This is a genomic window from Streptomyces sp. I05A-00742 (assembly GCF_013055795.1).
Taxonomy (GTDB): domain Bacteria; phylum Actinomycetota; class Actinomycetes; order Streptomycetales; family Streptomycetaceae; genus Streptomyces.
In genome coordinates, this window is the sequence record NZ_JABETO010000017.1 from 88,640 (window position 1) to 101,739 (window position 13,100).

The window sequence follows — 13,100 nt, forward strand, 5'->3', positions numbered from 1 at the left end:
CCGGCGCGTGAGGATTGTCCCTTCCGCTTCGGGGAACCGGAGGGTCCGGCCGGCCGACTACCTAAAGTTGAAAGGCAGCAACAAACTGTTCGCACAAACGTGTGGGAACTCCCCGGAGGCGGGGTACGACTTCCTGGTCGTCCAGATTCGCGAGGAGATCCCTGCCGTGTCACTGCCCGACCCCATACCTCTCTCCGGCCCTGCCTACAAACGGGACCCCCATCCGCTCTACGCGCAGATGCGCGAAGCCGGCCCGATCCACCGGGTGCTGTTCCCCAGCGGGGTGACCGCCTGGCTGGTCACCGGACACGCCGCCGCCCAGAGCACCCTCGCCGACCCGCGGCTGGGCAAGAACCATGACCTCGGCAACGAGGCCTGGCGCGCCCGCGCCGCGATCATGCCGGAGCCGCAGCACTCACGGCTCCAGGTGCACCTGCTCCACCAGGACCCGCCGAAGCACACCGCCATGCGGCGGATGATCATCGACGCCTTCGCCCCGCGCCGCGTCGAGGCCATGCGGCCGCGCTTCCAGGAGCTGGCGGACGCGCTCGTGGACGGAATGCCGGACGCCATCGCCGACGGCGACGTCGAGCCCGCCGACCTCGTCGACTGCTTCGCCGCCCGTTTCCCCTTCCAGGTGCTCGCCGAGGTCATCGGTCTGCCCCCGCACCTCGCCGTCCGGTTCCGGCGCGAGTGGGGCGGTGTCGTGGCCCCCGTCGGCCCCACCGACCCCGGCCGCCCCGCCTACGAGGCGCTGCTGCACGGCCTGGAGACCTACATCGCCGAGGTGGTCGCCGACCGGCGCGCGGCGCCCGGCGACGGGCTGCTCAGCCGGCTGGTCGCCGCCCGCGACGCCGGGGAGCTGACGGCCGAGGAGCTGGACTCCATGATCTTCCAGCTGCTGGTGGCCGGGCAGGAGCCCGTGACCAACCAGATCACCACCGCCCTCGTCTCCCTCTTCCGCCACCCGGAGGCCCTGGAGCGGCTGCGCGCCGAACCCGGCCTGATGCCCGCCGCGGTCGATGAACTGCTCCGCCTGGAAAGCGCCTTCGAGCTCACCACCTGGCGGTTCCTCGCCGAGGACGCCGAACTGCACGGCACCCGGGTGCCCGCGGGCGACTCCGTGATCGTCTCGCTGTGCGCGGCCAACCGCGACCCCGAGCGCTTCCCCGATCCCGACACCCTCGACCTCGACCGGGACCAGGGCTCCCACCTCGCCTTCGGACACGGCGTCCACTTCTGCCCCGGCGCCACCCTCGCCCGGATCGAACTCCAGGTCGCCCTGAGCACCTTGCTCACCCGCCTGCCAGGACTGCGGCTCGCCGTCCCCGACGAGGAGCTGCGCTGGATCCCCGCCGTCCTCGGCCGGGGCACCGCGGAACTCCCGGTGACCTACGACGGGGCCGTGTGCCCGCTCGGGCACCGGTGACGCGCGTGTACGACAACGCCCTCGCCCACGGTCCCGTATCCCCCACCACGGACGTCGCCGCCGACGTGCTGCGTTTACTCCTCCCGTACCACCGCACGACCGGTCCCGGCTCTCCGGACCCCGCGGACCACCCCGAAACACTGCGCCAGATACGCCGGTTCACCGACGCGGGCGAGACCCTCGTCCTCACGCTCCCCGGCTTCCCCTGCAAGTCGCCCAACCCGGCGAAGGTCCTGAGCCACCTCCCCGACGAGGGGGAACGGCTCTCGCTCACCTTCCTCGACCGGCTCTGCGCCCGCATCGGCGAGGCGTACGCGCCCGGGGCGCGCCTCGTCATCTGCTCCGACGGGCACATCTTCGGCGACCTCATACGCGTCCCCGACGAGCACATCGACGCCTACGGCGACGCCCTGCACGCCATGATCCAGCAGGAGGGTCTGCACCACCTCGATACCTTCGACCTGCGCGCGGTCCACGGCGACGCCGACCACGACACCAAGCGGCGCCTCGTCACCGAGGCGTACGCCCCCTCCGTGGACTCGCTGCGCGCCCTCGTCCGCACCGACGAGGAGACCGCCCGCCTCTACCGCGGCATCACCCGCTTCCTCTTCGAGGACACCGCCGACTTCACCGGCAGCCGCTCTGCGCTGCAACGGGAGTGCAGAGCCCGGGCGTACGAGGTGATCGCCCGCAGCCGGGCCTGGGGTGAGCTCATCGCGGAGCACTTCCCGTTGCAGGTGCGGCTGTCCATTCATCCGCAGCCGCCGGGGGCGGAGAAGTTCGGCATCCGGCTGCTGGAGGCGGCCGATGCGTGGGCCACTCCGTGGCATACGGCGGTGTTGTGCGGGGCCGGAGGCGCCCGGCTGGTGCGGAGGGAAGAGGCTGAGCGGGTGGGGCGGCTCGTGTTGAGGGACGGGCGGCCGAGCCACTTCGTGGAGTGAGCCCCGGCCCCGCCCTTTCACCGTTTCTGCGGGGAGTGCCCCGCGCCCCCCGGTGAGCGCGCCTGCGGCGCGCGTCCTCAAATTCCCCCAGCGGGCTGAGTTCCGGGCTCCGCCCCGGACCCCGTGAAAGCGGCTTCGCCGCTTGTCCTCAAACGCCGGACGGGCTATTCAGCCGGTCCGGCGTTTGAGGACAGCGCGCGGAGCGCGCTTCGCGGGGGTGCGGGGGCGCAGCCCCTGCAAGAAACGGTGAAAGGGCGGGCCAGGGGCAACCTCACCCCCCGCCCCGCGCAATCGGCGCCGCACACGCCGACGCGACCCCACCGTCCACATCGTCGCCTCCGGCGACGTCCGCCACCTCCCGGTGATCGAACGCGATCAACGGATCCCCCGTCAGCGGATGCTCCACCACCACCGCCCGCACCCCGAACACCTCCGCCAGAAGCCCCGGCGTCAACACCTCCCTCGGCGGCCCCGAAGCCACCACGGCCCCCTCATGCAGCACATGGAGCCGATCACACAGCGACGCGGCCGCGTTGAGGTCATGGAGCGACAGCAGAGTGGTGCGGCGCTGAGCCCGCAGCAGGGCCAGGAGTTCGACCTGGTGACGGACGTCGAGGTGGTTCGTCGGCTCGTCGAGGACGAGCACCTTGGGGTCCTGCGCGAGCGCCCGCGCCAGCAGCACACGCTGGCGCTCGCCGCCGGAGAGGGCGGAGAAGCGGCGCCCCCCGGCCCCGGCGAGCCCGACCCGCTCCAGAGCGGCGGCGACGGCCTCGGCGTCCGTACGGTCCTCGCCGGCGAACGCCCGTTTGTAGGGGGTGCGGCCCATGGCGACCACGGCCCGGACGGAGAGCTCGAAGTCGCTGCCGCGCTCCTGCGGGAGGGCGGCCACCCGCCGGGCGGACTCGGCGGCGGACAGCGAGCGGACGTCCGTACCACCGACGAGCACCCGCCCGACGTGCGGCTTCAGGTACCGGTAGACGGTGCGCAGGACGGTGGACTTGCCGCTGCCGTTCGGGCCGACGAGGCCCGCGATCTCCCCGTCCTCGGCGAGCAGGTGGACGCCGGAGACCACCGCGCGGCCGGAAAGGACGACTTCCAGCTCCTCTATGGCGATGCGCATGCTGCCTATCCCCTCTCCAGGCGGCGGTCCAGCAGGTAGAGCAGGGTCGGAGCACCGATCAGGGCCGTGACCACGCCCACCGGGAGCTCCTGGTCGGACAGGGCCGTACGGGCCACCAGGTCGACCACCACCAACAGGACCGCACCGAAGAGGGCGGCCACCGGGAGCAGCCGGCGGTGGGCGCCCCCGACCACCATCCGGCAGACGTGCGGAACCATCAGCCCCACGAAGCCGATGGCCCCCGACACCGAAACCAGCACACCGGTCAGCACACTCGTCACCACGAACAACTCGCGGCGCAGACGGCCCACATCGACGCCCAGGCCGGCCGCCGTCTCGTCGCCCATCAGCAGCGCGTCCAGCGCCCGGGCCCGGGCCAGCAGGGCGGCCAGCCCCAGGCCGACGGCGACCAGGGGCGCCGTCAGGGTGGACCACTGGGCGCCGCCGAGGGAGCCCATCAGCCAGAACAGGACGCCGTGCGTCTGCTGGTCGTCCCCGGCCTGGAGCACCAGGTAGTGGGTGAACCCGGAGAGGAACTGCCCGATGCCCACCCCCGCCAGCACCAGCCGCAGCGGGGAGAAGCCGCCGCCGCGCCGGGCCATCGCCCACACCAGGGCGAACGAGGCGAGGGCACCGATGAACGCGGCCGCCGACAGGCCCAGACCGAACAGCCCGCCCGCCCCCGCCCCGAGGACGATCGCCGCGACCGCGCCCAGGGAGGCGCCGCTGGAGATGCCCAGCAGGTACGGGTCGGCGAGCGGATTGCGGACCAGGGCCTGGGTGGCCGTGCCGACCAGGCCGAGACCCGCGCCGACGATCCCCGCGAGCAGGGCGCGCGGCATCCGCAGCCGCCACACGATCAGATCGTGGGTACCGGGGACCGGATCGTCACCCGTCACCCCCCGCACCACGGCCGACCACACGTCGGCCGGCGGCACCCGGGTCGACCCCAGACACACCGAGGCGACCAGCGCCGCGACCAGGACGACGGTCAGGGCGCCGGTCACCAGGAGCGTGCGCGGCTCGCGCTCCCGCTCCGCCGTCACGGTGAGCGCCGCCATCTACTTGACCCGGTCCGGGTGCAGGACGTGCGCGATCTCCCGCACGGTGTCCGCACTGCGCACCCCGGCGATCGTGGTGCGCTCGGAGCCGATGCGCAGGAAGCGGCCCTCCTTGACGGCCTTCAGGTCCTTCGTCGCGGAGAAGGACTTCAGGAACTTCTCCGCCTCGTCGAACGCCTTGCGGTTGGCCTCCTCGCCGCCCCGGTTGCGGATGGCGAGCTGGATGAAGTCCGGGTTCTTCGCCACGACGTCCTCCCAGCCGACGGGCTTGAAGTCGCCGTCGCAGTCCGCGAAGACGTTGCGCCCCCCGCCCTGGGTGATGACGGCGTTGGCGACCTGCCGGTTGCACACCGCCATGGGCTGCTTGGTGCCGGCGTCGTAGTCGAAGAGGAAGTAGGTGGGCCGCTTGTCCTCGGGGACGTCCTTGAGGGCGTCGCGCACACCGTCCGTCTTCTTCTTCATGTCCGCGACCAGCTCGGCCGCCCGGGCCGAGGTCCCGGTGACCCTGCCCAGCTCCTCGATGTCCGCCTCGACGCCCGACAGGTCGGTGCGCGGCGACTTGTTCATGGCCGCGCACGCCGTGGACTTGAGGAAGATGTGCTTGATGCCGGCGGCCCTGAACTCCTCGGGCTTCGGCGCGTCGGCCATTCCGCCCATGTTCTTCATGGACGAGAACGAGTCGATGTAGACGTCGGCCCCCGAGGCCAGCAGCTTCTCCTTCGGGATCACCGTCCGGCCGAGCACCGGCACCTCCGCCGCCCGGTCCGCGAACTGCGGCGGCACCGCGCCCTTGCCGGGCGGGAAGCCCGTACCGGTGATCCGGTCGCCCGCGCCCAGCCACAGCAGCAGTTCGAGGGCCGCGGCGTTACTGGTGACGATCTTCTTCGGTGCCGCGTCGAACGTGGTCTTCGCACCCGCGCAGTCCGTGACGCTCACGGGGAAGCCCTTGCCCCCCGAGGCGCCGTCCTTCCCGGCCTCCCCGCCGTTACCGCCGCCACCGCCGCAAGCCGTAGCCGTCAGGGCCACCGCGGCCAGGACACCGCACCATGCACGAGGGCGCATGAGAAACACTCCAGGAGGTCGTTCCACTCGGGACCGCTGGTGCGGACCCTGACCAGTAGTCGGCCCGTGACCCGGTCGGGTTCCCGTCCGGCACCGAGATCTCACGCATAGGCTGGTGATGATCATCCAGCGCCGTCCCGTCCGTTCTCCCCCTTCCCCCTCGCCCCTGCCGACCGCGCACCACCGGAGGACCACCGATGCCCGACCGACAGCTCCAGGAGATGCCCACCGACTGGCGACGCGCCCTCGCGGTCGTCGCCCACCCCGACGACCTCGAATACGGCGGGTCCGCCGCCATCGCCACCTGGCTCGACGACGGACGCACCTGCGCCTACCTGCTGGCCACCCGAGGCGAGGCGGGCATCGACACCCTCAGCCCCGCCGAGGCCGGACCGCTGCGCGAGCGCGAGCAGCGGGCCAGCGCCGCCGCCGTGGGGGTGGACACCGTCGAATTCCTCGACCACGCCGACGGCGTCATCGAGTACGGCACCGCGCTGCGCCGCGACATCGCCGCCGCCGTCCGCCGCCACCGCCCCGAACTCGTCATCACCCTCAACCACCGCGACACCTGGGGCGGGGTCGCCTGGAACACCCCCGACCACCGGGCCGTCGGCCGCGCCACCCTCGACGCCGTCGCCGACGCCGGCAACCGCTGGATCTTCCCCGAACTCGTCGACGAGGGCCTGCCCCCGTGGGACGGGGTGCGCTACGTGGCCGTCGCCGGCTCCCCGCAGCCCACCCACGCGGTGGACGCGGGCGCCGGCCTCGACCGCGCGGTGGCGTCGCTGCTGTGCCACCGCACGTACATCGAGGCGCTGACCGACGAGGACCCGGAGCAGTACTGCCGGACCTTCCTGGAGGGCAACATGGCGGCGGCCGGCGAGCGCTTCGGCGGGCGCCCGGCGGTCGCGTTCGAGCTCTTCCCCAGGTGAGGCCGCTGTCGGCTTACACCTTGCGGTAAGTGCGGGCGTCCTCGGTCGCCGCCAGGACGGCGGCCAGGTCGCCGCCCGCCGAGGCCGTCACCACGGCGGCGACCGCGCCCTCGACGAAGGGCGCGTCCACCAGTTGGGCCTCCGTCAGCTCGCCGCCGCCCAGCAGGGACTTCACGGTGAGGACCGCGCTGCCCATGTCGCACAGCACCACCACGCCGGCACCCTGCCCGGCCTCCGCGACCGCCGCACGGACCAGCTCGGCGCTGGTCCCGATCCCGCCGTCCGGCAGCCCGCCGGCCACGGCGACCGGCGCCGGGTCGCCGCCGCCCACCAGCGCCGTGGCCAGCCCTGCGGTGGCGGCGGCCAGGTCACGGCTGTGCGAGACGAGGACGACGCCGACGCGGCCGGGTGCGGTGGGGGGTTGCGCCTCGAGGGCTGCCTGCGCCGGAGTCTCCACCGGTGCCTGGGCCGGTGCCTTCGTCGGTGTGTCCTCCGGGGGCGCCTGCGGAGCCTCCTGCGGTGCGCCGCCGGTCCTCTCCGGGTCGGTGGCCTCGTACAGCGCCGTCACCAGCAGGGCGGACGACGCCGCCCCCGGGTCCTTGTGGCCGATGCTGCGGTCGCCCAGGTAACTGGCCCTGCCCCGCCGCGCCCGCAGCGGGACGGTCGCCTCCGCGCCGTCGCACGCGGCCCGCGCGGCGGCCCGCAGCGCGGCCGTCACGTCGGCCCCGCCCGCGACGGCCTCGGCACAGGCGTCGGCGGCGGGCTGGAGGGCGTCCACCATCGTCTTGTCCCCGGGCGCCGAGTCACCCAGCCTGCGCACACTCCGCACGGCAGCGGCCAGCCCCTGCGCCAGCACCTCCGGCGTCACCTCGGCGTCCTCGCCGAGCACCTTCCCCATCCGCCGGAACACCGTCCCGAACAGCGGCCCCGACGCCCCGCCCACCGTGTTGGTCAGATGCGCCCCCACAGCGCTGAGCAGCGCCCCCGGCGTCCCCGGCGCCGCCTCCGCGACCGCCCCGCCCACGGACGTGAATCCCCGCTTGAGGTTCGTACCATGGTCGGCGTCCCCGATCGCCGCGTCGAGGTCGGTGAGCCGATCGGCCTCGGCGACCACCACGGCGGTGGCCCGGTCGAGGAACCGGCGGAAGAAGGCGAGATCGAGGCGGACGGCGGTCATGGCGCAGCTCCTTCAGGGACGACTTCGGTGTGGCCCAGGGTAGGTGTGTTGGGAGGTGTGGTCCGTGGTTTGGGGGGTGGGGTCGGTGGGGCGGCATGGTGCTTTGTCGGGTGACGGTTTCGTGTCGGGCCCTGCGGGCCCAGGGCGGCCGGCTGCGCGGGGTGGGGGGTCGGGTGGCTGGGGTGAGGGATTGGGGTCGGTGGGGCGGCATGGTGCTTTGCCGTGTGACGGCTTCGTGTCGGGCCCTGCGGGCCCAAAGCAGCTGGCTACGCGGGGCGGGGGCCAGGGCCCGGTTTGCGGGTGCGGGAGGCTTTGGGTGGCGGGGTCGGTGGGCGGTTTACGTGGCGGGTGCCCGGCCGTCGACCTCTTTCGTCGTTGCGCGCGCCCAAAAGCCGCCTGACTGTGTAAGGGGCCGGGCTGTTGTTGCGTGGGAGGTCGGTGGGGCGAGGATGCGGGTCAACTGGTGGATTGGGGCGGGTTTTGGTCCGATCCGGCGGAAGGCCGCCCCGATCCACCACTGGCATGAGAGCAGCGGAGGCGCCCCCCGGCACCGGCCGTGCGACGGCGCCGGACCGCAGCGCCCGCCCCCCTCGGCGCAGCCGGCTGCCTTTGGCGTGCGCGCAACGACGAAACGGGGGCGGACGGCCAAGCACCCGCCATGTAAACCGCCCACCGCCCCCGCCCCACCGCCACCACAACCCACCCGCAACCACACAACCGGCCCCCGCCCCCGCTCCGCGTATCCGGCCGCCCTGGGCCCGCAGGGCCCGAGACGAGACCGTCACCCGGCAAAGCACCATGCCGCCCCACCCCGACAGCGCGCCTCACCCGCACGCCACCTCACACCCCCGGCAGCGCCCTCAACACCAGACCGTCGGCAGTGATCGTGTCCGCGGTGACGAGGGCCTGCTCCGCGGTGACGCCCGTCATGAAGACGAAGGGTGGGATCACCGGGGGTGGGGGCAAGGCGTCGGGGGAGAAGGTCAGGCAGACGAGCCCCTCCAGGCAGCCGCGGAAGCGGGTGAGGTAGAGCGTCACGTCACCTCGTAACTCCAACGACCCGGCAGAGAGCGCTAGTTGATGGGCCTCACCGCCCTTCCCGTCGCGCGTCGTCAGCCGGTAGTCGCTCAGCGAAGCGGCCCGCATCCTCAGCACGATCACCTTCAGCGGGCCCTCGGCCGTGGGGATGTCCGCGACACCGGCGAAGGCGAACCCGTGCGGCGCGAACCGCGAGGCGGCGACGGACGGCGGGACAGCCGCGGCAGAAGCAGAAGCAGAAGCAGAAGCACGAGCAGGAGGCCGAGCCGCCGCCTCCGCCCGCCCCGCCGTCGGGGCGATGGACGCGGTCACCAGCAGCACAACCGGCAGGGCGACGGCGAGCGTGCGGTTGCCGCGGGGTGTCCAGCCGAAGCCCATGGCGCTGCCCGCGATGCCGAGTGCCATGCCGACGAGGAAGCCGCCCAGGTTGGTGGCCGCGAACGAGAGCACCGACAGGATGAGCGCGTTGACGCTGACGTAGTGGCGTGCCGAGGGCAGGAACCACAGGAACAGCCCCGCCACGATCAGGGCCAGCCCGATACCGAGCGCCGCCAGCCCGCCCAGTCCCAGACTCACGAGGACGGTCACCGGGGAGAGCGGTATCACCAGCAACTCCGTACCGCCCAGCACCAGAAGAGTGCCCGCCCAGAAGGGCCGGGTCCGCCGCCAGTAACGGAAGCGGCGGCGGGCGGGCCCGTCCGGGAGCTCCGGGAGCCTCAGAAGCACTGGTCGCCGTCCAGGCTCACCTGGAGTTTCAGCCCCTTCAGCCGGAAGTTGCCGCCGGTGGCGGACCAGGCGTGCGACCGGACCCCGGCGACCGTGACCTTCCCCGCCTGGAGGCCGAACGCGCCGGCCTCGCCCTTGACGCCCGGCACCCGGTCGAGGGTGGACGCGTCGCGGCCGATCTGCACCGTCCCGAATTCGGCGTCGCCCACCAGGTCCTCGCCGTCGATGACCAGGTCACTGGCCGTCACCTCGCCCGCCCTGCCGCCGGCCGTGAGCTTGAAGGTGACCTTTCCCAGGGGCGTGGGGACGGTCGCGGCCTGGCAGATGTCGCTCAGCCGGGCGTTCCCGATGCCCAGCAGCGCCACCGGGTGCCCCTTGCCGTCGACGGACCGGTCGGTGTGTACGTACGAGGCCAGTCCGTCGCTGCTCAGCCTGCCGGACGACACCTGGAAGTGCGTACCGGAGACGGCGAACGAGGCCGCGAGCGCTCCCTGTGCCATCCCCGCGGCCATCGCGCCCACGGCCAGCACCGCGGGCAGGGCGATCAGGGCGGTCCGCCGCCAGGCGGTGCGGCCCTCCGGCAGGGTTCGGTCTGATCCGCTCACTGCTTCCTCCCGCGACTCAGGGAAGTGCGTGGTGTGCAGGTGCTGCCATACTGCGGATGTTCCCGTGGAGTTGGAGACTAGGGCCGGATTTGAACAATAGTCAACAGCGCGGAAGCGAGCGGGCGCAGACCCGACGGGCCGAACTCATCGCCGTCGGAAGGAGGTTGTTCGCCAACACCTCCTACGACGCCCTGTCCATGGATGACATCGCCCGGCACGCGGGGGTGGCCAAGGGACTGATCTACTACTACTTCCGCAGCAAGCGCGGCTACTACCTCGCCATCATCGAGGACGCGGTGGCCGAACTCGTCCAGCGCGCCGGCGCCACCCACGACCTCCCGCCCGTCGAGCGCGTCCACCACACCGTCGACGGCTACCTGCGCTACGCCGAGCACCACCAGGCCGCGTACCGCGCGATCGCCACCGGCGGCGTCGGTTTCGACGCCGACGTCCTCGCCATCCGCGAGCGCGTGCGCGAGCAGCTGCTCGCCGCCATGGCCAAGGCCGCCTGGGGCCGTCCGGACCGCCTCCCGCCCGTCGCGCGCACCGCGCTGATCGGCTGGCTCTCGTCGGTCGAGGGCGTCACCCTGGACTGGCTCACCAGCCGCGAACCAGCCCGCGAGGTGGTGTGCGAGCTGCTGGTGCGGGGGCTGGGGGACACGTTGCGGACGATCGAGGAGTACGAGCCGACGTGCCCGGCGCCGATCCAAGCGGACCAGCCAACTGCACGCGGGAGAGCTCTGCCGTGAGCGAGGCGCCCCGCCGGCGTACCCGCCGGACGTTTCGGCGCGCCCCGAAGCGTCCGGTTCCTACGCTCCCGGGCATGAACGACACGAGTCCCCTCCCCGCGACCACCCTCCCCCACCTGGCCATCGAGCCGAACATCCTCTACTTCGGAACCCCCGTCGTCCTCCTCTCCACCGAGAACGAGGACGGCTCCTTCAATCTCGCCCCCATCTCCTCCGCCTGGGCGCTCGGCCGGACGATCGTGCTCGGGCTGGGGCGCGACGGGCAGACCGCGCGCAATCTCGGCAGCCGGCCGGACCTGGTGCTGAGCCTGCCCGGCCCGGGCCTGTGGCCGGCGGTGGAGCGGCTGGCGCCGCTGACCGGCCGGGACCCCGTCCCCGCGAGCAAGCCGGACGGCTGCCGGTTCGAGCCGGACAAGTTCGCCGCGGCCGGTCTGAGCCCCGTGGCCTCCCACACCGTCCGGCCGCCGCGCGTGGCCGAGTGCCCCCTCCAGCTGGAGGCGCGCGCGGAGCGGATACGCCCCGACCTCTCCGGGCGGTTCGCCGTCGTCGAGACCGTCGTGCGGAAGGTGCACGCGGACCCCGGGATCGTCGTACCCGGCACCGATCACGTGGACCCCGCCGCCTGGAGTCCGCTCGTGTACAACTTCCGCCACTACTTCGGGCTCGGCCCCGAGCTCGGCCGCTCCTACCGCGCCCGGACGCCTGATGCCTCCCCGGTACCCGTCCCGGAGCACTGAGCCCGCCGCGCCGGGGCAGGGGCCCCGACCCGGGCGGGTGACACCAAGGTGAAGTTTCCGGCAGGAGGGGGTATATGGGGAGCATCGCCGTGAATGCCCCCGCCGCACACGTCAGTTGCCAGGACCGCGCGCCGTGCGGGGCGGCCGCCCAAGCAGCCCGCTCACCTTCTGTCAACCCGTGACGAAGAGACCACGATCAGGCATACTCCAAGCGCCACAGCCGCAGGTCACCCCCATTCCGCGACCCGGCACGGGACCATCGACTGGGCATCATCGGTGGTGGGCCGACACCCCAGGCCCCTGCCGCCTCAGCGCCCGACAGGGAGGAGAGCCGCCGCATGACCGACCACGGCCCGCAGCCGGTGGAGCGCCAGCTGCCCACCGAGGAAGCCAGAGACCTGCTCGCGCTCGTACGCGAGCTGGTCCAGCGGGAGATCGCCCCGCACGCGGTGGCGGAGGAGGAGGCCGGCCACTTCCCGCGCGAGCTGTTCCGGCTGCTGTCCTCCTCCGGCCTGCTCGGACTGCCCTACCCGGAGGAGTTCGGGGGCGGCGGCCAGCCGTACGAGGTCTACCTCCAGGTCCTGGAGGAACTGGCCGCCGCGCGGCTGACGGTGGGGCTCGGGGTCAGCGTCCACTCCCTCGCCTGCCACGGGCTCGCGGGCTACGGGAGCAAGGAGCAGCGGGCCGAGCACCTGCCGGCGATGCTCGGCGGCGGTCTGCTGGGCGCGTACTGCCTCTCCGAGCCGCAGTCCGGCTCCGACGCCGCCTCCCTGCGCACCAGGGCCACCCGGGACGGCGACAGCTGGATCCTGGAGGGCACCAAGGCGTGGATCACACACGGCGGGATCGCCGATTTCTACACCGTGCTGGCCCGCACGGGCGGCGAGGGCGCGCACGGGATCACCGCGTTCCTCGTGCCCGGCGACGCCCCGGGGCTGACCCCCGCCGCACCCGAGCGCAAGATGGGCATGAAGGGCTCGCCCACCGCGCAGCTGCACTTCGACGGGGTACGGGTGCCGGACGCGCGCCGCATCGGCGACGAGGGCCAGGGCTTCACCATCGCCCTGTCGGCCCTCGACTCCGGCCGGCTCGGCATCGCCGCCTGCGCCGTCGGGGTGGCCCAGGCGGCGCTGGACGAGGCGCTGGCCTTCGTCGCCGGGCGGCGGCAGTTCGGCCACCCGCTCGTGGACTTCCAGGGGCTGCGTTTCATGCTGGCCGACATGGCCACGCAGATCGAGGCGGGCCGTGCCCTCTACCTGGCGGCGGCCCGGCTGCGCGACCAGGGGCTGCCGTTCTCCCGGCAGGCGGCCATGGCGAAGCTCTTCTGCACCGACGCGACCATGCGGGTGACCACCGACGCCGTGCAGCTCATGGGCGGATACGGCTACACGGCGGACTTCCCGGCGGAGCGGTACATGCGCGAGGCGAAGGTGCTCCAGATCGTGGAGGGCACCAACCAGATCCAGCGGATGGTGATCGCCCGTCACCTGGCGGGGCCCGAGTCGCGGTAGACCCCGGTGGGC

At 73.0% G+C, this 13,100-nt stretch carries 12 protein-coding genes and 1 pseudogene; 6 read left to right on the forward strand and 7 right to left on the reverse strand.

Annotated elements, in window-relative coordinates:
* Positions 1–166 precede the first annotated feature (166 nt).
* On the forward strand, positions 167–1,429 hold the full coding sequence (locus tag HN013_RS18040; RefSeq protein WP_171167375.1) for a cytochrome P450: 1,263 nt from the start codon (positions 167–169) through the stop codon (positions 1,427–1,429).
* A gap of 5 nt (positions 1,430–1,434) precedes the next feature.
* Complete coding sequence (locus HN013_RS18045; RefSeq protein ID WP_171167377.1) at positions 1,435–2,370, forward strand: L-tyrosine/L-tryptophan isonitrile synthase family protein; 936 nt, start codon at positions 1,435–1,437, stop codon at positions 2,368–2,370.
* A 271-nt stretch (positions 2,371–2,641) separates the two neighbouring features.
* On the opposite strand, the gene HN013_RS18050 is transcribed toward HN013_RS18045, so the two are convergent.
* The 3 genes from HN013_RS18050 to HN013_RS18060 are packed head-to-tail and all read right to left on the reverse strand — an operon-like array spanning position 2,642 to position 5,613.
* On the reverse strand, positions 2,642–3,490 hold the full coding sequence (locus HN013_RS18050; protein WP_171167379.1) for an ABC transporter ATP-binding protein: 849 nt from the start codon (positions 3,488–3,490) through the stop codon (positions 2,642–2,644).
* A gap of 5 nt (positions 3,491–3,495) precedes the next feature.
* Entirely contained in the window at positions 3,496–4,551 is a 1,056-nt protein-coding gene (locus HN013_RS18055) for an iron ABC transporter permease (RefSeq protein ID WP_171167381.1), read from the reverse strand.
* Positions 4,552–5,613, reverse strand: coding sequence for an ABC transporter substrate-binding protein (locus tag HN013_RS18060; protein ID WP_171167383.1), 1,062 nt, complete (start codon positions 5,611–5,613; stop codon positions 4,552–4,554).
* Positions 5,614–5,810: 197 nt separating this feature from the next.
* Between HN013_RS18060 and HN013_RS18065 the strand changes: the two genes are divergently transcribed.
* The gene (locus HN013_RS18065; protein WP_171167385.1) at positions 5,811–6,545 is read left to right on the forward strand and encodes a PIG-L deacetylase family protein; all 735 of its coding nucleotides are present in this window, start codon (positions 5,811–5,813) and stop codon (positions 6,543–6,545) included.
* A gap of 13 nt (positions 6,546–6,558) precedes the next feature.
* Here HN013_RS18065 and HN013_RS33090 read toward each other — a convergent pair whose 3' ends face one another.
* From HN013_RS33090 to HN013_RS18085, 4 genes and pseudogenes are all read right to left on the reverse strand, one after another.
* Positions 6,559–7,113, reverse strand: a complete 555-nt coding sequence (locus tag HN013_RS33090; RefSeq protein ID WP_312018639.1) for a PTS fructose transporter subunit IIA — start codon at positions 7,111–7,113, stop codon at positions 6,559–6,561.
* Positions 7,096–7,722 (reverse strand): annotated as a pseudogene (dhaL, locus tag HN013_RS33095) (dihydroxyacetone kinase subunit DhaL); the annotation flags it as partial. The gene HN013_RS33090 and the pseudogene dhaL, both read right to left, overlap by 18 nt.
* A gap of 840 nt (positions 7,723–8,562) precedes the next feature.
* Positions 8,563–9,486 (reverse strand): DUF6114 domain-containing protein, encoded by a 924-nt coding sequence (locus HN013_RS18080; protein WP_171167387.1) that lies wholly within the window; start codon positions 9,484–9,486, stop codon positions 8,563–8,565.
* Positions 9,477–10,091 (reverse strand): DUF6230 family protein, encoded by a 615-nt coding sequence (locus HN013_RS18085; RefSeq protein ID WP_171167388.1) that lies wholly within the window; start codon positions 10,089–10,091, stop codon positions 9,477–9,479. Before HN013_RS18085 ends, HN013_RS18080 begins: the two co-directional genes overlap by 10 nt.
* 89 nt (positions 10,092–10,180) lie before the next feature.
* On the opposite strand from HN013_RS18085, the gene HN013_RS18090 reads away from it, so the two are divergent.
* The 3 genes from HN013_RS18090 (at position 10,181) to HN013_RS18100 (ending at position 13,088) form a co-directional block, all read left to right on the forward strand.
* Positions 10,181–10,840, forward strand: a complete 660-nt coding sequence (locus tag HN013_RS18090; protein WP_249375111.1) for a TetR/AcrR family transcriptional regulator — start codon at positions 10,181–10,183, stop codon at positions 10,838–10,840.
* 74 nt (positions 10,841–10,914) lie between these two features.
* Positions 10,915–11,577, forward strand: a complete 663-nt coding sequence (locus HN013_RS18095) for a flavin reductase family protein (RefSeq protein WP_171167393.1) — start codon at positions 10,915–10,917, stop codon at positions 11,575–11,577.
* Positions 11,578–11,915: 338 nt separating this feature from the next.
* Positions 11,916–13,088, forward strand: a complete 1,173-nt coding sequence (locus HN013_RS18100; protein ID WP_171167395.1) for an acyl-CoA dehydrogenase family protein — start codon at positions 11,916–11,918, stop codon at positions 13,086–13,088.
* Positions 13,089–13,100 lie beyond the last annotated feature (12 nt).

Bases quoted from the DNA above. Each gene is read 5' to 3' on its own strand.
- HN013_RS18065 (WP_171167385.1), top strand. From the start codon at position 5,811: ATGCCCGACCGACAGCTCCAGGAGATGCCCACCGACTGGCGACGCGCC.
- HN013_RS18100 (WP_171167395.1), top strand. From the start codon at position 11,916: ATGACCGACCACGGCCCGCAGCCGGTGGAGCGCCAGCTGCCCACCGAG.
- HN013_RS18055 (WP_171167381.1), bottom strand. From the start codon at position 4,551: ATGGCGGCGCTCACCGTGACGGCGGAGCGGGAGCGCGAGCCGCGCACG.
- HN013_RS18060 (WP_171167383.1), bottom strand. From the start codon at position 5,613: ATGCGCCCTCGTGCATGGTGCGGTGTCCTGGCCGCGGTGGCCCTGACG.
- HN013_RS18050 (WP_171167379.1), bottom strand. From the start codon at position 3,490: ATGCGCATCGCCATAGAGGAGCTGGAAGTCGTCCTTTCCGGCCGCGCG.
- HN013_RS18095 (WP_171167393.1), top strand. From the start codon at position 10,915: ATGAACGACACGAGTCCCCTCCCCGCGACCACCCTCCCCCACCTGGCC.